The sequence below is a fragment of the Streptomyces noursei genome, assembly GCF_016917755.1.
In the GTDB taxonomy this organism is placed as follows: domain Bacteria; phylum Actinomycetota; class Actinomycetes; order Streptomycetales; family Streptomycetaceae; genus Streptomyces; species Streptomyces yunnanensis.
Genome location: NZ_CP070326.1, coordinates 3,139,187 through 3,155,218, shown reverse-complemented (window position 1 = coordinate 3,155,218; position 16,032 = coordinate 3,139,187). Strand labels below are relative to the sequence as shown.

The window sequence follows — 16,032 nt, the reverse complement described above, 5'->3', positions numbered from 1 at the left end:
GCTCACTCCGAGCCGTGCCAGTCGTCGCCGTTGACGATCAGGCCCGCGACGATCGCCCCGGACATCCCGGCGTGCGCCAGCCCACCACCGGGGTGGGACCAGTCGCCGACGGCGTAGAGCCCCGGTATCCGGGTGCGGTTGCCGGGCCGCAGGAAGCGCCCTTCCCGGCCCGCCAGCGCCGGGCCGGGCACCGGCCCACCGTCGGCCGGCGAGCGGACCTCCCGCCACAACACCCGCTCCCGCAGGCCCGGTACGGCCGCCTCGGCACTCGCCACCAGCTCGTCCGCCGCCCGCTCCAGGACCGCGGGATCCCGCCAGTCGACCGGGCCGTGCGGGGTGACGGTGGCGGTGAGCGTCACCGCCTCGTGGTCGTCGTCGGGGCGCGTCGCCGGGTCGTCGGGGCGCAGCATCGTCACCGTCGGCCGGGCGCAGGGGGCCCGCGGGGCGGGCCCGTCGCCGAAGACGCCGGCCAGCTCCGCGGCGCGGTCCGCGGCATGGACCACCGTGCGGTGCACCGCGTCCGCCGGGCGGGCGCCGCGCAGCGCCAGACAGACCGTCAGCCGGGCGCCGACCCCCCGGTCGCCCGGCTCCGGAGCGGGGCGGACGTCGCCGTCGCCCCAGGGCGCGCGGCCCGCGCACAGGCCCGGCAGCCGGACCGGGTCGACGCCCGCGACCACGAACTCCGCCTCGGCGACCCGGCCGTCGGCCAGCTCCACGCCCGCGGCCCGGCCGTCCTTCTCCACGATCCGGGTCACCTCGGCGTCGAAGGCGAACTCCACCTTGCGGGCCCGGCAGCGCGCGTACAGCGCGTCGGCCAGCGCCCGCATCCCGCCGGCGACGTACCAACTGCCGAAGGTCTGCTCCATGTACGGCAGCACGGTCGCGCTCGCCGGGGCGGTGCGCGGGTCGAAGCCGTACGCCAGGGCGTAGCTCTCCAGGAGGGCGATCAGCCGGGGATCGGCCAGCTCCCGCCGGGCGACCTCGGCGAGGGTGGCGGTGGTCGGGCCCTTGCCCCCGCCCAGCCCGAACAGGCCGCGCCGGCGCACCGCCGGATACGGGTCGCGCCCCAGCACGTGCCAGTTGGCCCACAGCGGCTCCTCCAGGAGCGGCCGGCGGGTGGCGTCCCACGCCTCGCGGGCGCGGACCATCAGATCGCTCCAGCGCTCGCCGCTGCCGGCGCCCAGGGCCTCGTCCAGCGCGGCCAGGACACCGGCCCGCGAGGCGTTCGGCAGCGTCGCGGCGGTGCCGTCGGCGAAGACATGCCGGCTCGCGGGGTCGACCTGGGTCAGCTCGACGCAGCTCTCCAGCGGCTCGCGGCCGGTCTTGAGGAACAGATCGCGGTGCACCGCCGGCAGATGCAGCAGGCCGGGCCCCGTGTCGAAGGCGAAGCCGTCCCGCTCGAAGCGGCCCACCGCGCCGCCGTACGTCGCACCGCGCTCGAACACCGCCACCCGGTGGCCCGCGACGGCCAGCCGGGCGGCGGCCGCCATGGCGCCCATCCCGGCGCCGATCACCGCAATCCCTGCCATGCCTGCGACTGTATCCGGCGGCACTGACAGCGGCGTCGACGGCCGGTGTCCCGGCCGGCGGCGGGCTCAGCCGACCGGCGGTGCGGCGCCGTCCGCAGGGGCCGGCCGCTTCGCCGCGCGCCGCTCCCGCCGGCGCCGCAGGTACCGGCGGATCCGCGACCACAGGAAGATCACCACCGTGATGCCCGCGACCAGCAGTACCGCCGCGATGCCCGCCGCGATCCACGGGTGGAACAGCGCGAACGCGATGATCCCCGCGACGCCCAGGTCCTCGGCCAGGCTCAGCACGATGTTGCTCGCCGGCTCCGGCGAGGTGTTGACCGCGATCCGGGTGCCCGCCTTGACCAGATGGCTCACCAGCGCCGTGGAGCCGCCCACCGCACCGGCCGCCAGCTGGGGCAGCGACCCGTCGTGCCCGGCCAGCAGGGCCGCCACCACACCGCCGGCGATGGGCCGGATCACGGTGTGCACGGCGTCCCAGACGGAGTCCACGTAGGGGACCTTGTCGGCGACCGCCTCGGCGACGAAGAGCACCGCCGCGACGATCAGGACATCGGGCCGCTCCAGGGCGGCGGGGACCTCGTCGGAGACGCCGGTCGCGCCGAGCAGGCCGAGCAGCAGGACGACGGCGTAGGCGTTGATCCCGCTCGCCCAGCCGCTGGTGAAGACCAAGGGAAGTACGGACACGCGGCAGATCGTAAGCGGTCGGCGGGGCCCGCCGCCCGGCTCATGAGGCGCGGTGCTCAGCTTTGAGTATCCGTACTCAGACGCCGAGATGAGTAGGTACGCGGATGGGCCGGCACCGGTCTGGACGGAAGAGTGGGGGCCACGGACGGGAAGCGGCGCCGCACCGCCGACACGGGGCGGCGGAGCGGCGTGGCTCCCGGACGTGACGGAGGACCCCACGGGGGAAGACGGGGGACTCCACGGGGGAGTACGGGGGAAGGACGGGGGCGGCGCTGCCCTGGTCGGATCGGTCGGGGGAACGATCTGTGCCAGGGCAGCGCCCATGTGCGCGGGGGACGGGGCGCCCGCTCAGGCGGGGCGCCCGGTGACCCGCCCCTGGAGGAGCCGCGACAGTGCCGCGTGCACGTCGTCGATCGACCGGTCCGGCTGGTACGACTGCCAGTCCAGGGCGGCGACCAGGACCATCCCGAACAGCGCCGACGCGGTCAGCGGGATGTCGATCTCTTCGCTCAGCTCGCCGCCGGCCACCGCCTCCCGCAGCACGTTCTCCACCACCGTGATGGCCCGCTCCCGCACCACCATGAGCGTGGACTGCCAGGCCCGGTTGGTGCGCCACAGCTCGGCGACGTAGAGCTGGGTGAGCGCCGGGTAGCGGGCGATGAAGTCCAGGCCCGCCCGGATCATCGCGTCCAGGGCGTCGACCCGGGTGCCGCCCCGGTCGGTGACCTCGTCGGCGGCCGTCTGGAGGGAGGACGCCAACAACTCGATGCCGTGCCGCAGCAGCTCCTCGAAGAGGACGTTCTTGCTCGCGAAGTTGTAGTACACCGTGCCCTTCGCGACCCCCGCCCGTTCGGCGATCTCGTCCACCGTGGTGGAGGAGAAGCCCTGTTCGGCGATGAGCGTGACCGCGGCTTCGAAGAGCTTGCGCCGGGTGGCGTCGCGGCGTGTGTTGGAGCTGTCCATAGGGGCGATTGTGCCGGTCTTCGCCGGGCGCGCGCTCACAGGCTCAGCTCCGGGTGGAGGTCCTTCATCCGCACCACCTGACGGCCGCGCGCCGCCAGGGAGGTCAGCGCGAGCGCCCCGAGGGCGAAGGCCAGCAGCACCGCGCTGCCCTGCCATACGGGCGCCAGGTCGCCGCCCGTGATGAGCCGGCGCAGCCCCTCGACGATGTAACTCATCGGCAGGAAGGGGTGGATGGCGCCGAAGAAGCCGGGGCTGGTCTGCACCGGGTAGGTGCCGCCCGCCGACGTCAGCTGGAGCATCAGCAGCGCCAGGACGAGGATCCGGCCGGCCGGCCCGAACTTCGCGTTCAACCACTGCACGATCGCCGTGAAACAGGCCGTGACCAGTACCAGGAAGCCGATCGTGCCGGCGGCCCGGGCCATCTGGAGGCCGAGCGCGAAGTGCAGCACGCTGATCAACGCCGCGGTCTGCAGCACCCCGATGCCGAAGACCGGCAGCCATCCGGACAGCGCCACCCGCCAGGAGGCCGCACCCATCGCCAGCGCCCTCCGGTTGAGCGGCGGGATCAACATGTACGCCACCATCGCGCCGACCCACAGGGACAGCGGGATGAAGTACGGGGCGAACCCGGTGCCGTAGTTGGGCGCCTTGTGGGCGGAACCGGACGCCAGCTGCACCGGGTCGGACATCACCAGGGTGCGCGCGTCGCGGTCCTTCTTGCCGTAGTCGGGGATCTGCCCCGCCCCGTCGTGCAGCCCGCCGGCCAGCTGCGCCGAACCGTCGGACAGCTTGAACATCCCGCCGTCCAGCGTCCGTGCGCCGTCCTTGAGGCGGCCGACGCCGGCGTCCAGGTCGGTCATCCCGGAGGCGGCCCGGCCGGTGCCGTCGTGCAGCTGCCGCGCCCCGTCGCTGAGCCGGTCCGCGCCGCTCGCCAACTGGGCGTTGCCCGCGGCCAGTTTGCGGGCGCCCGCGGAGACCTTGTGGGCGCCGTCGTTGAGGTCGTTGATCTTCCGGACCGCGGCATCCATGTCGGCACCGAGGGTCGGCCCGTGCGCGGCCAGTTCGGAGGCCAGGGAGTGCAGGGTGTCCAGGTCCCGGCCGAGCTGGTCGAGGTTCTTCTGGTCGTGGACGTAGCCGCTGACCTCTTCGGCGGTGTCCGCCGCGGTGTTCGCCTGCTCCGTGATCCGCTTCAGTTCGGCGCAGTCGGTCACCAGGGTGACGCCGGTGCCGCAGCGCAGCCGGTAGTACGAGCCGAGGTGGTCGGCGATCCCCCGGGAGAGCCCGGCTCCCGTGGAGGCCGCGGCGGGCAGCTTGTCCAGGTGGTCGCGCACCGCCTGGGCGCCGTCCGCGACCAGCTGCGCGGCCTCCCCGATCTCCTTGCCGTGCGCCCGGACGAACGGTCCCACCTTGTCGACGACCCCGTTGACGGTGTCGGCGAGCTGCTGGGTCCCGTCGGCCACCTGCCCGGCCCCGTCGGCCAGTTGACGCGATCCGTCGGCGGCGGTGCCGGCGCCCCGGGCGAGGTCGGTACTGCCCCGGCTGAGCCGGCCGGCGCCGGCGTCGAGGTCGCCCAGGCCGCCGACCAGCTGGGCGCTCCCGTTCTTGGCGGTGCCCAGGCCGTCGGCCAGTTTGCCGGTGCCGTCCTTGGCCTGCCCGATGCCGTCCTTGAGGCGGTCCGCGCCGTCGGCGGCCTCCTCCGTCTTGCCGTGCAGGGTCGAGAAGGAGACGAAGATCTTGTCGAGGAAGGTCCGCGACGCCTTGGCCGAGGCCGCCGCGCGGACCTCGGAGAAGACCGTCCGGGAGATCTGCCCGACGATGTAGTTGTTGGCGTCGTTGGTGCGCACCTTCAGGGCACCGGTCTCCGGGTGGCCCCCGGAGCTGGAGGCGATCCGACGGCTGAAGTCCCGCGGAATGGCCAGCGAGAGGTAGTACGTGCCGTCCTCGACGCCCCGGCCGGCCGCCGCGGCGTCCACCTGGTGCCAGTCGAAGGTGTGGCTGTCGCGCAGCCCGGCGACGATGTTGTCGCCCGCAGAGAGGTGCTGCCCGCCGACGTCGGCGCCCGTGTCCTCGTTGACCAGCGCGACCGGGATCTTGTCCAGCCGGCTGTAGGGGTCCCAGAAGGACCACAGGTAGAGCGCGCCGTACAGGAGCGGCAGCAGCAGGAGCGCGGCCAGCGCGGCGCGCGGCAGCTTCCCCCTGCCGAACCGCTTCAGCTCAAGCGCGGCCAGCTTCGGCGAGCGCATCGGCCGCCCCCTCCTCGTCGTGCCCGCCGTCCTCGACGGTGCCGGCCGCGGGCTTCATCCGGCCGGTGAGCGCCGGCAGCAGGCAGGTCCGGCCGGACCCCGAAGGGCCGGCCGTGACCGCCGCACCGTGTGGGGTGCCGTCCACGTCCCCTCCTTGCACTGACTGGTCAGTTCAAAGTAGGGAGCCCTCCCGCTGTCCGCAAGGGGTTCTCCGGAATTCCGCGAAAACCCGTTCCGGATCCCCGCCGCGATGTCCGTTTTTCCGGCGAAACCGCAGGTCACAGCCGATTGTCAGTGGTGTGCCGCACGATGGGTGCATACGGTCCGCATCGGCCCGCCGGTCCTCAACCCGCGGGCGACGACAGGAGGTTCGTCATGGCAGCTCGTCCCGCCGCGGGCAGCTCCGCTGCGTACGGTCCCCCGAGCGATGTCCACCCCGTCCTGCGCCGGGCGTCCGCGCCGCCCGCCGCCCTCGACCTGCTCACCAAAGCCCAGCACGGCCTCACCGAGGCCGAGACCCTGGAATCCGCCAACGAACGCTTCGCCACCGCCCACCTGGCCGCGCTGCGCGCCGCTGCCGCCGTCCTCGCCGTGCGCGGCCGACCGGAGCCCACCGCGCGCCGCCGGAAGACTATCCGGAGCGCCTGGGAGGTGCTGCCCGAGGTCGCCCCCGAACTCGCCGAGTGGAGCGCCCTGTTCGCGGCCGGCGCCGCCCGCCGGGCCCGGGCCGAGGCCGGCATAGCGGGCGCGGACAGTCGCCGCGACGCCGACGACCTGCTGAGGGACGCCGGGATGTTCCTCCGCCTGGTCGAGCGGATGCTCCGACTCCAGCCGGTGCTGCCCCCGCAGCGGGCCGGGGACCCCGGCGGCAGTTGGGGCAGGGCCGGCTGACCGCCCGCGCCCGCCCGGCGCGCGGGCCGGACGCCGCACCAGGCACGATACGGAATAGGGTGGTGAACGACTGGATGTCCATGCCCCGCCGAGGAGCCACCCACCGTGTCTGACCCGCTGCGCCCGCGCGCCTCCCTTCGTACCGCCGTGGTCTGGGACGTCCTCAAGGACGCCCTGGAGCGCCGGGTCAAGGCCGCCGGGCGCGACGCCCTGGACGTCCTCGACACCGGCGGCGGCAGCGGTAACTTCGCCGTCCCGGTGGCCCGCCTCGGTCACCGCGTCACCGTCGTCGACCCCAGCCCCAACGCCCTCTTCGCCCTGGAGCGCCGGGCCGCCGAGGCCGGGGTCGCCGACCGGATCCGCGGGGTCCAGGGCGACGCCCACGGGCTGTTCCAGGTCGTCGAGCGCGGTGGCTACGACGCGGTGCTCTGCCACGGCGTGCTGGAGTACGTCGACGACCCCGCCGAGGGCCTGCGCAACGCCGTCGGCGCGCTCCGCCCCGCCGGCACCCTCAGCCTGCTCGCCGCCGGCCTGGGCGGGGCGGTCCTCGCCCGCGCCCTGGCGGGCCACTTCACCGAGGCCCGCCGGGCCCTCACCGACCCCGCCGGCCGCTGGGGCGAGGGCGACCCGGTGCCCCGCCGGTTCACCGCCGAGCAGCTCACCGAGCTGGTCACCGGCACCGGCCTCCAGGTCGGCGCGGTGCACGGCGTGCGGATCTTCGCCGACCTGGTGCCCGGCGTCCTGGTCGACACCGAGCCCGGCGCCCTGGACGCGCTGCTGAAGCTGGAGGTCGCCGCGGCGGAGCAGCCCGCGTTCCACTCGGTCGCCACCCAGCTGCACGTCCTCGCCGAGCGCGACTGACGGCTCACGAGGCCGCCGGGCCGCACCGCGGTCGTTCCGATCGCACACGGCTCCTCACCGTCCGTACGGCCCGCACCGCTCCTCGCCGATGCGCCCGCACCGTCGGCCCTCGGGCGGCGGGCGGTGCGGCGCCGAGGAGCGGCGTCCGCGGCACGCGCGAGCACCGTCCGCGGGACCCGGTGGCGCCCGCGGGCATCGCGTGTGGTCGGGCACAGGCCACCCGAACAGCCGCTTCGCCCCGTATGATCGGGGTACGACGTTCCGGCATGACGGACTGGCGGGTGGGGAATGCAGCCAGCATCACCACCAGCCGCCGCAGCGGTGCGGACGGTGAATTGGCGTAGAGGGGCGGGTTTCACGGGGGCGATTCCCTGCCTATCCTGAAAGGGTCGCACCCGGTCGCCCCCCGCGACCGACGAGTAGGAGGACTCCGTGCCGCTCTCGGAGCACGAGCAGCGCATGCTCGAGCAAATGGAGCGAGCGCTGTACGCCGAAGATCCCAAGTTCGCGACAGCGCTTGAGGGAAGCGGGCTGCGTACGTACACCCGGCGACGGGTCTACCAAGCGGTCGCGGGCTTCCTGGTGGGTATCGGCCTGCTCATGGCCGGCATGGTTGCGCAGCAGATCTGGTGGGTCAGCGTCATCGGCTTCCTCGTCATGCTCGGCTGCGCGGTGCTGGCCGTCACCGGCTGGCGCAAGGCCCCCAAGCCCGGTGAGCGCGCCGCCGGCCCCGGTGGGGCGCAGCCGCGCCGCCAGGTCAGGCCGCGCCGTTCGATGATGAACCGCATCGAGGACCGCTGGCAGCGCCGCCGCGACGAGCAGCAGGGCCACTGACCGGTGGGCTCGACGCCCGGTCCCTCCGCACGGCGAACACGCGGGCGCGGGCGCGGCCGATTTCTCGGATCCGGCCAATTCCCGACGTCTCTCCGGGCTTTTGGCGCCCCGGCCCGTTCGTGCTTTTGAAGCCGGTCCGCGCATTCGTTTCGACTTCCGTGGTGTGGCCCCCGAGCGATCGGGGGCCACACCTTTTCCGTTTTCCGGGGGCGCCTTATTCCGCGCGGGATTCCGCGTGTGCGGTGCGGCGCGGAAGGCTTCTCGCACGGGAGTGCCACTGCCGGGCACGGGTGGGCCGCGCCCGGCGGGGTGCCGGACTACGCCCGCTCGCCGCGCCGCCATCCCGCCGCCCGCAGCGCGGCCACCGCGCGCCGGGCCGCGGTCGCCGGGCGGCTGTTCCGGCAGCCCAGCCGCAGCGCCGCCCACCGGGCAGCCCAGGACCGGCGGAGCCGCGCCGCCGAGCGCGGCGCGCACCGGGCCCGTAGCCGCAGCGCGCGGGGCGCTCCGTCCCGCAGGCCGGCATGCACCTGCCGGACGTCCGCGGCGAGCCCGGACACCGGGACCGGCCGTGGGGCGTACAGCACCCCCTCGACCGCCGTGGCCACCCGCCGGGCGGCGGCCGCGGCGTCCGGTTGCAGTTCCCCGACGCGAATGATCCGGGCCGCCGCCGTGCGCGGCGTCAGCGACTCGTCCGGGAAGATCCCGAAGTCCCAGCCGGTGTCCAGGAGCTCCTGCCAGGCGGCGAGGGTGTGGGCCGCGGCGTCGCCGTCCGGGCCGCCGGCCAGCCGGCGGGCGCGGACCCGGCTCCGCCACAGCAGTGGCACCGCGGGCAGCGTCAGGACCAGCAGCGCGGCGAGGACCCCGGCGGCGAGCGCCCAGAGCGCGGGGCCGCCGTCCGACGGGCCGGAGGTCGGGTCCGCGGACGCGGCCGCGCAGCCCGGACCGGCGCCCGTCCGCCGGTCGCCGGCGCCGCAGGAGGGGGCAGCGGACGGTCCGGTCGAGGGCACCGCGGACGGCGCCGTCGCGCGGTCCGGGGCGCCGGGACCGGTCGCCTGCGAGGGGTCCGGATAGGCGTAGTCCGGGACGCTGCCGCGGCTCGGGGTCGGCTCGAAGCGGGTCCAGCCGACGCCCTGGAAGTACAGCTCGGGCCAGGCGTGCGCGTCCTTCAGGCCCACCGACGTCGTGCCGTCGGGCTGCGGGGTGCCGGGGGTGAAGCCGACCGCGACCCGGGCCGGAATGCCGAGGGTGCGGGCCATCGCCGCCATGGAGAACGAGAAGTGGACGCAGAAGCCCTCCTTCTCCTCCAGGAAGCGGGCTATCGCGTCGGTTCCGCTGCCCGCCCGGACCTCGGTGTTGTAGGTGAAGCCGCCGTCGACGGCGAACCAGTCCTGGAGCTTGACCGCCTTGTCGTACGCCGTGCGGGCACCGTGGGTGACCTGGCGGGCGGTGCTGCGGACGATCGCGGGGAGGGAGGCCGGGACCTTGGTGTACTCGCGCTGCAGCGCGGCGGGCGGGGCCGGGGCGGTGGCCAGTTGGTGCGCGGTGGGCCGCACCTGGAGGCTCTCGACCTGGTACTGCAGGCCGTGGGTGTTCTGCCCACGGTCGCCGACCAGGGTGCGGCCCTCGGGCTCGAACCGCCAGCGGCCGGGGATGTCCACCTTGGCCGCCGGATAGGGGAGCGGCAGCCAGTTCTGGGCGTACCAGCGGGCGGTGGACAGGGAGGTGTTGACCCGGGTGACGGGCACGTCGGAGCTGAGGCCGGGCGGTCGGGGCAACTCGGCGGGGACGTCGGTGACCGTGCGCTCGGAGGGCTTCCAGGCCGTGCCGTCGAACTGGTCCAGGGCCACGATCCGCAGATACATCTCGCGGGTGTCGGCCGCGGTGGTGCGGTAGTTGAGGACCTCGCGGTCCTCCGGTTGGTTCAGGCTGTCCTGGAGCGAGACCAGGGGGTTCACCGCGGAGATGGTGCCGCCCCCGCCACCGGGCCCGGTGCTGTCGGCGGTCGGACCGAGCAACCCGCTGCCCAGCGACGGCAGTACGGCGGGCACCAGCAGCGCGACGCCCAGTGCCAGCGCGCCGATCCGACGGCCGCGGCGGATCGGCACCGGAGCGCCGCCGGCACCGCCGGGCCGGCCCGTGGCCGGACTGCCGAACACCCGGCCCCACTGGGAGAGCCGGTCACGGCCCTCGGCGAGCAGGAGCAGCAGATAGCCGGCGGCGGCCACGACGAACCACAACCAGCCCGCGCCGTCCGGGGACAGTCCCGCCGCCACGGAATACAGCGCGAGCAGCGGCAGCCCGGCGGGCGCGGCGCTGCGGTAGGTGACCGCCAGCGCGTCCACGACGAGGCCGATCAGCAGCACCCCGGAGATCAGCAGCAGCCGGATGCCGGGCGTGACCGGGGCCGGGATGGCGTATCGGCCGACGTCCCGGACGCCGTTGTGCACCAGGTCGGCGAGCGCGGCGACGGCGTCCGGTCCCGGCAGCAGCCCGGCTATCGCCTGGCCGTGGGCGAACACCGCGGTCAGCAGCAGGACGGCCGCCAGCGCCTGGGCGACGACGATCAGCGGTCGGGCCAGCGGAAGCCGCCGGGCCAGCGCCCCCACCCCCGTCACCAGCGTCAGCAACAGCGCCGCCTGGAACAGCCAGGTGACCGGGTCCACCAGCGGCAGCATCGCGCCCCCGGCGCACAGCGTGGCCACCATCGCGCCCAGTGTCAGCCGTCCCCGCCCGTTCATGCGCCCGCCTCGCTTCGTCCGGGGGCGCCGGTTCCGCCCCGCCCCGGCGCCGCGCCGGCCGGCGGGGCCGGTTCCGCCCCCGCCCGGTCCGCCGCCCGCCACAGTTCCGCCAGTGCGTCACCGGGCGCCACCGGCAGCGCCGTCCAGCCCGCCTCGCGCAGCAGCCGCACCCGCTCGGCGACCGGTGTCCCGTGGGAGGGACGGATCCCGCCGGGCCCCCGGGACCAGGCGTCGCCGTCCAGGACGAAGGCGACCGCGGTGGCGCTGCGCCGGCGGATCCGGCCGGCCAGCGCGGCCTGCTCCTCGTCCAGTTCGCCGAAGAAGGCGATCAGCAGCCCTTCGGCGCCGCCGCGCAGCGCGTCGTACGCCGCGGAGAGGCCCTCCTCGGCGGAGTGCTCCACGACGGCGAGGGTGTCCAGCAGCAGGCCCGCTGCGTCCGCGGACTCGCCGCCCGCGAAGCCGCCGCCCTCCGGACCGGGCACCGTGTGGCCGGTGTCCGTCAGCAACCGCACCGAGAAGCCCCGCGCCAGCAGGTGCAGGGCCACCGAGGCGGCGCCGGCCACCGCCCATTCGAAGGCCGAATCGGGCCCGGAACCCTCGTGGGCGACCGTGCGGGTGTCGAGCAGGACGGTGCAGCGTGCCTTCTGCGGCTGCTCCTCGCGACGGACCATCAGCTCGCCGTGGCGCGCGGTGGACCGCCAGTGGACCCGGCGCAGATCGTCGCCGTGGCGGTAGCCGCGCGGGATGATGTCGTCCTCACCGGCCAGGGCGAGCGAGCGGTGCCGTCCGTCGCCGTACCCGGCGGTCTCGCCGGCCAGCCGGACCGGCGGCAGCGGCTCGACGCGGGGCACCACCGTGAGGGTGTCGAACGAGCTGAACGAGCGGGTCAGCTCGCACATGCCGAACGGGTCGGTCAGGCGCAGCTGCAGCGGCCCCAGCGAATAGCGGCCGCGCAGGTCGGAGCGGACGCGGTAGGACACTTCGCGGTGCCCGCCGGGCTCGACGCGGTCCAGGACGAAGCGCGGCCGGGGCCCGAGGACGTAGGGGACCCGGTCCTGGAGCATCAGCACGCCGGTCGACAGCCGTGCGACGTTCTCCACCCGGAGTCGGACCCGGGCCTCGGCCGCCGCCGCGACCCGCGCCGGCGTGAGGGTGCGGCTGCCCGCGACGCGGTAGCGGGTGCGGTGCAGCACCAGGACGCACACCAGCGGCAGCGCCGCCAGCAGCAGCCCGACCCGCAGCAGATCCGCCTGCCCCAGGAGATACGCGCAGGCCGCGGCGGCCACCCCGGCCGCCAGGAACGACCGGCCGCGGGTCGTCAGCCCCCGGAAGGCGCCGCGCAGCCCGCCCGGCTCGGGCGTCCCGGTGCTCCCCCCGCCGGACATCACAACCCCCGTGCGCCGGGCGGCTGCTGGCCGCGGGCAGACTGCCGCCACTGCGGGGCGGACGGGTCGGGGACCGGGGTGCGCTGCACGATCTCCAGCACCACCTGCTCGGCCGTGCGGCGGTTCAACTGGGCCTGGGCGGTGGGCAGCAGACGGTGCGCGAGCACCGCCACCGCCAGCGACTGGACGTCGTCCGGCAGCGCGAACTCCCGCCCGGCCATGGCCGCCGCGGCCTTGGCGGCGCGCAGCAGGTGCAGCGTCGCCCGCGGCGAGGCGCCGAGCCGCAGATCGGGATGGCTGCGGGTGGCCGCCACCAGATCGACGGCGTACCGGCGCACCGCCTCGGCGACGTGCACCGCGCGCACCGCCTCGGTCAGTTCGACGATCTCGTGGGCGTGCGCCACCGGGCGCAGCACGTCCAGGGGGGAGGCGCCGCCGTGCACGTCGAGCATCCGCAGCTCGGCCGCCGGGCTGGGATAGCCGATCGAGATCCGGGCCATGAAGCGGTCCCGCTGGGCCTCCGGGAGCGGGTAGGTGCCCTCCATCTCGACCGGGTTCTGCGTCGCGACGACCATGAAGGGGCTGGGCAGCTCGTAGGTCTGCCCGTCCATGGTGACCTGGCGCTCCTCCATGGACTCCAGGAGCGCCGACTGGGTCTTGGGGGAGGCGCGGTTGATCTCGTCGCCGATCACGATCTGGGCGAAGATCGCGCCGGGCTTGAACTCGAAGTCCTGCTGCTGCTGGTCGTAGACGCTCACGCCGGTGATGTCCGACGGCAGCAGGTCGGGGGTGAACTGGATGCGCCGCACCGAGCAGTCGATGGACCGGGCCAGCGCCTTGGCGAGCATCGTCTTGCCGACGCCGGGCACGTCCTCGATGAGCAGGTGCCCCTCGGCCAGCAGAACGGTCAGCGCGAGCCGTACGACCTCCGGCTTGCCCTCGATCACTCCCTCCACCGACCGGTGCACCCGCCCGACGGTGGTGGTCAGATCGGCAAGGCTCGCTCGTTCGTCATACGTCGTCACTCGGCCCTCCTCGGCCCGTCACCGGGTGGCCGCCGCCCCCTGGATGGACCCGGCCCTCCCCGCGCGCATCCCGCCCGGCCTCGGCCGGGGCGATGTCACCTACGCATTCTTGCCGCCCGCGCGGCCTCGCGTCATGGCCTGTGGATAACTCACACCGTTCCGTCCCGGCCAACCGGACAAGCCCGGCGAACCGGGCGCGGGGGAGGGGTGGCGGACGGGACCCGCCGCCGCTCGCGGCAGGTCCCGTCGCAGGTCAGCCCCGCGGGTCGATCTCCCGCAGCAGTCCCGTCGTCACGTCGAACACGAAGCCGCGGACGTCGTCGGTGTGCAGCAGGAAGGGTGAGGTGCGCACCCGCTGCATGGACTGCCGGACGTCCTGGTCGAGGTCCTTGAACGCCTCGACCGCCCAGGTGGGCCGCTGGCCGACCTCGGCCGCCAGCTCGTGCCGGAAGTCCTCGGTCAGGCTGAGCAGGCCGCAGCCGGTGTGGTGGATGAGGACGACGGACCGGGTGCCCAGCGCGCGCTGGCTGATCGTCAGGGAGCGGATGATGTCGTCGGTCACCACGCCGCCGGCGTTGCGGATGGTGTGGCAGTCGCCGAGCTCCAGGCCCAGCGCGGCGTGCAGGTCGAGCCGGGCGTCCATGCAGGCCACCACGGCGACCTTGAGGACCGGTCGGGCGTCCATGCCCGGGTCGGTGAAGGCGGCGGCATAGTGCCGGTTCGCCTCGACGAGGCGGTCGGTGACCGTGCCGTCAGGCGCGGCGGGCGTGCTGTCGGAGGAGGGGGGCAGCGGCTGCGACGCAGGTATGGGCATGGATTCACGGTAATCGTTCATGGCCTGTTCAGCCCCTCCGTACAACAGGCGTAGGGGACAACATCACACCTTGTGAGGTAATCCACAGGGTTGCACGTCCCCGGATAAAGCCGCACGAAACCTTCGGGCGCACCCTGCGGGGGACGCGCGGAACCAGTTGATTGACCGGGACGGCAGGTGGACTAAAGTGGCGCGAAGTGGGAGGCGTGACGCTCTCCTTGGATCCCGGATCCCGCGCGTGCGTGACCGTACGTACGGTTCGGCCTCCTCCCGCTCCACCGGTCATCCGACGTCACTTCCCCGTCGCCGGAGGGCCACTTCCCCTTCAGAGCGGGCGGGGACCAAGCGGTACGTGCGGCATCCCCCAGCCAGCGGCCGGGGACCCACCTGCCGCCCACCATCGGAAGGCGCATGAGCAGCAACACTCGCCACGTACCCGTCATGCTCCAGCGGTGTCTGGACATGCTCGCCCCCGCGCTCGCCGAGCCCGGCGCGGTCGTCGTCGACTGCACCCTCGGCCTCGGTGGGCACAGCGAGGCGCTGCTCGCCACGTTCCCCGAGGCCCGGCTCGTCGCCCTGGACCGCGACCCGGCCGCGCTCCGGCTCGCGGGGGAGCGGCTGGCCCCCTACGGGGACCGCGCCACCCTGGTGCACGCGGTCTACGACGAGCTCCCCGAGGTCCTCGACCGGCTCGGGCTGCCCAAGGTCCAGGCCGTCCTGTTCGACCTCGGGGTCTCCTCCATGCAGCTCGACGAGGCCGACCGCGGCTTCGCCTACGCCCAGGACGCCCCGCTCGACATGCGGATGGACCAGACGACCGGCATCAGCGCCGCCGAGGTCCTCAACACCTACCCGCCCGGGGAACTGGTCCGGATCCTGCGCGCCTACGGGGAGGAGAAGCAGGCCAAGCGGATCGTCGCGGCGGTGGTCCGGGAGCGGGAGAAGGAGCCGTTCAGCAACAGCGCCCGGCTGGTCGAGCTGATCCGTGACGCGCTGCCGCAGGCCGCCAAGCGCACCGGCGGCAATCCGGCCAAGCGCACCTTCCAGGCCCTGCGCATCGAGGTCAACGGCGAGCTGGCCTGCGTCGAACGCGCCATCCCGGCCGCCGTGAAGGCCCTCGCGGTCGGCGGCCGGATCGCCGTGCTCGCCTACCACTCGCTGGAGGACCGGCTGGTCAAGCACGTCTTCGCGGCCGGCGCCAGCAGCACCGCGCCGCCCGGCCTCCCGGTCGTGCCCGAGCGCTACCAGCCCCGGCTCAAGCTGCTGACCCGCGGGGCCGAGCTGCCCACCGAGGAGGAGGTCGCCCAGAACCGGCGCGCGGCCCCCGCCCGGCTGCGCGGCGCCGAGCGCATCCGCGAGGACATCGCGTGACAGGGCAGGGGGGTCGTCCGCGCGGCAGGCAGCGCCTGGCCGCGCTGCTGCCCTCCGCCCCCCGCGGCGGCACCGCCGCGCGCACCCCCTTCGTCCTGCTCGTCGTGGTGCTCCTGGGCTCCGGGCTGATCACCCTGCTGCTGCTCAACTCGGCGCTCAACCAAGGGTCGTTCGAGCTGAGCCGGCTGGAGCGGAAGACCGGCGAGCTGACGGACGAGCAGCAGGCGCTCCAGCAGGCGGTGGACGCCTATTCCGCCCCGGACGAGCTGGCGCGGCGGGCCCGCAAACTGGGCATGGTCCCGGGCGGCAACCCGGCGTTCCTGATGCCGGACGGCACGGTCCGCGGCGCGCCGGGCCCGGTCTCGTCCTCCAGCACCTCGCTGTCCGCGTCCGTCGAACCGGGGTCGCTCGGCCCGATGATGCTGCGGCCGTCGGCCCCGGAGACCCCGCCGGCGTCCGTGCTCCCGCCGACGTCGCCGGCGGTACGGCCCGCGATCGGCCCGCTCGCCCCCAGCACCCCGGGCGTCCCGCCGTCGCCGGGCCCGCTGGCGACCCCGGTGGCCCCGGCCTCCGTCCTCCTGCCCGCCGCCCCACCGTCCCCCGCCGGCCGCCCGTCCGCCCTCGCGGCCGGGCCCTCCCCGTCGGCCTCCGGCAGGTGACCGCGTGATGCCCGCCCCCGCCCACCGCTGCT

Annotated in this window: 14 protein-coding genes; 5 read left to right on the top strand and 9 right to left on the bottom strand. The window is 74.8% G+C overall.

The window, feature by feature from the left end:
* Positions 1 to 2 precede the first annotated feature (2 nt).
* The 5 genes from JNO44_RS13945 to JNO44_RS45155 form a co-directional block, all read right to left on the bottom strand.
* Complete coding sequence (locus JNO44_RS13945) at positions 3 to 1,529, bottom strand: phytoene desaturase family protein (protein ID WP_205364367.1); 1,527 nt, start codon at positions 1,527 to 1,529, stop codon at positions 3 to 5.
* A 66-nt stretch (positions 1,530 to 1,595) separates the two neighbouring features.
* Positions 1,596 to 2,216: a DUF4126 domain-containing protein gene (locus tag JNO44_RS13940; RefSeq protein WP_205364366.1), complete on the bottom strand. Its 621-nt coding sequence runs from the start codon at positions 2,214 to 2,216 to the stop codon at positions 1,596 to 1,598.
* A gap of 348 nt (positions 2,217 to 2,564) precedes the next feature.
* A complete protein-coding gene (locus JNO44_RS13935; RefSeq protein ID WP_039637345.1) occupies positions 2,565 to 3,179 on the bottom strand; it encodes a TetR/AcrR family transcriptional regulator in 615 nt (204 codons plus the stop codon).
* 35 nt (positions 3,180 to 3,214) lie between these two features.
* Entirely contained in the window at positions 3,215 to 5,422 is a 2,208-nt protein-coding gene (locus JNO44_RS13930) for a YhgE/Pip domain-containing protein (protein ID WP_205364365.1), read from the bottom strand.
* Entirely contained in the window at positions 5,394 to 5,567 is a 174-nt protein-coding gene (locus tag JNO44_RS45155; protein WP_420882643.1) for a hypothetical protein, read from the bottom strand. Before JNO44_RS45155 ends, JNO44_RS13930 begins: the two co-directional genes overlap by 29 nt.
* A gap of 230 nt (positions 5,568 to 5,797) precedes the next feature.
* On the opposite strand from JNO44_RS45155, the gene JNO44_RS13920 reads away from it, so the two are divergent.
* The 3 genes from JNO44_RS13920 to JNO44_RS13910 all read left to right on the top strand — a co-directional run bounded on the left by JNO44_RS13920 (position 5,798) and on the right by JNO44_RS13910 (position 8,008).
* Entirely contained in the window at positions 5,798 to 6,313 is a 516-nt protein-coding gene (locus JNO44_RS13920; protein WP_205364364.1) for an SAV_6107 family HEPN domain-containing protein, read from the top strand.
* A 105-nt stretch (positions 6,314 to 6,418) separates the two neighbouring features.
* Positions 6,419 to 7,174, top strand: coding sequence for a methyltransferase (locus tag JNO44_RS13915; protein WP_039637351.1), 756 nt, complete (start codon positions 6,419 to 6,421; stop codon positions 7,172 to 7,174).
* 432 nt (positions 7,175 to 7,606) lie between these two features.
* Positions 7,607 to 8,008, top strand: a complete 402-nt coding sequence (locus tag JNO44_RS13910) for a DUF3040 domain-containing protein (protein ID WP_067352575.1) — start codon at positions 7,607 to 7,609, stop codon at positions 8,006 to 8,008.
* A gap of 317 nt (positions 8,009 to 8,325) precedes the next feature.
* On the opposite strand, the gene JNO44_RS13905 is transcribed toward JNO44_RS13910, so the two are convergent.
* The 4 genes from JNO44_RS13905 to JNO44_RS13890 all read right to left on the bottom strand — a co-directional run bounded on the left by JNO44_RS13905 (position 8,326) and on the right by JNO44_RS13890 (position 13,970).
* Positions 8,326 to 10,746, bottom strand: a complete 2,421-nt coding sequence (locus JNO44_RS13905) for a transglutaminase TgpA family protein (protein WP_205364361.1) — start codon at positions 10,744 to 10,746, stop codon at positions 8,326 to 8,328.
* Entirely contained in the window at positions 10,743 to 12,131 is a 1,389-nt protein-coding gene (locus tag JNO44_RS13900) for a DUF58 domain-containing protein (protein WP_205364359.1), read from the bottom strand. Before JNO44_RS13900 ends, JNO44_RS13905 begins: the two co-directional genes overlap by 4 nt.
* The gene (locus tag JNO44_RS13895) at positions 12,131 to 13,156 is read right to left on the bottom strand and encodes an AAA family ATPase (protein ID WP_205364357.1); all 1,026 of its coding nucleotides are present in this window, start codon (positions 13,154 to 13,156) and stop codon (positions 12,131 to 12,133) included. Before JNO44_RS13895 ends, JNO44_RS13900 begins: the two co-directional genes overlap by 1 nt.
* A 253-nt stretch (positions 13,157 to 13,409) precedes the next feature.
* Positions 13,410 to 13,970 carry a beta-class carbonic anhydrase gene (locus JNO44_RS13890; RefSeq protein ID WP_205364355.1) on the bottom strand — a complete coding sequence of 187 codons (561 nt, stop codon included), beginning with the start codon at positions 13,968 to 13,970 and terminating at the stop codon, positions 13,410 to 13,412.
* 411 nt (positions 13,971 to 14,381) lie between these two features.
* Here JNO44_RS13890 and rsmH point away from each other — a divergent pair, with 411 nt between their 5' ends.
* Both rsmH and ftsL read left to right on the top strand, forming a co-directional pair.
* Complete coding sequence (rsmH, locus tag JNO44_RS13885; RefSeq protein WP_039637361.1) at positions 14,382 to 15,341, top strand: 16S rRNA (cytosine(1402)-N(4))-methyltransferase RsmH; 960 nt, start codon at positions 14,382 to 14,384, stop codon at positions 15,339 to 15,341.
* The gene (gene ftsL / locus JNO44_RS13880) at positions 15,338 to 16,000 is read left to right on the top strand and encodes a cell division protein FtsL (protein WP_205364353.1); all 663 of its coding nucleotides are present in this window, start codon (positions 15,338 to 15,340) and stop codon (positions 15,998 to 16,000) included. Before rsmH ends, ftsL begins: the two co-directional genes overlap by 4 nt.
* Positions 16,001 to 16,032 lie beyond the last annotated feature (32 nt).

Bases quoted from the DNA above. Each gene is read 5' to 3' on its own strand.
- JNO44_RS13935 (WP_039637345.1), bottom strand. From the start codon at position 3,179: ATGGACAGCTCCAACACACGCCGCGACGCCACCCGGCGCAAGCTCTTC.
- JNO44_RS13920 (WP_205364364.1), top strand. From the start codon at position 5,798: ATGGCAGCTCGTCCCGCCGCGGGCAGCTCCGCTGCGTACGGTCCCCCG.
- JNO44_RS13900 (WP_205364359.1), bottom strand. From the start codon at position 12,131: ATGTCCGGCGGGGGGAGCACCGGGACGCCCGAGCCGGGCGGGCTGCGC.
- rsmH (WP_039637361.1), top strand. From the start codon at position 14,382: ATGAGCAGCAACACTCGCCACGTACCCGTCATGCTCCAGCGGTGTCTG.
- JNO44_RS13890 (WP_205364355.1), bottom strand. From the start codon at position 13,970: ATGCCCATACCTGCGTCGCAGCCGCTGCCCCCCTCCTCCGACAGCACG.
- JNO44_RS13930 (WP_205364365.1), bottom strand. From the start codon at position 5,422: ATGCGCTCGCCGAAGCTGGCCGCGCTTGAGCTGAAGCGGTTCGGCAGG.
- JNO44_RS13945 (WP_205364367.1), bottom strand. From the start codon at position 1,529: ATGGCAGGGATTGCGGTGATCGGCGCCGGGATGGGCGCCATGGCGGCC.
- JNO44_RS13905 (WP_205364361.1), bottom strand. From the start codon at position 10,746: ATGAACGGGCGGGGACGGCTGACACTGGGCGCGATGGTGGCCACGCTG.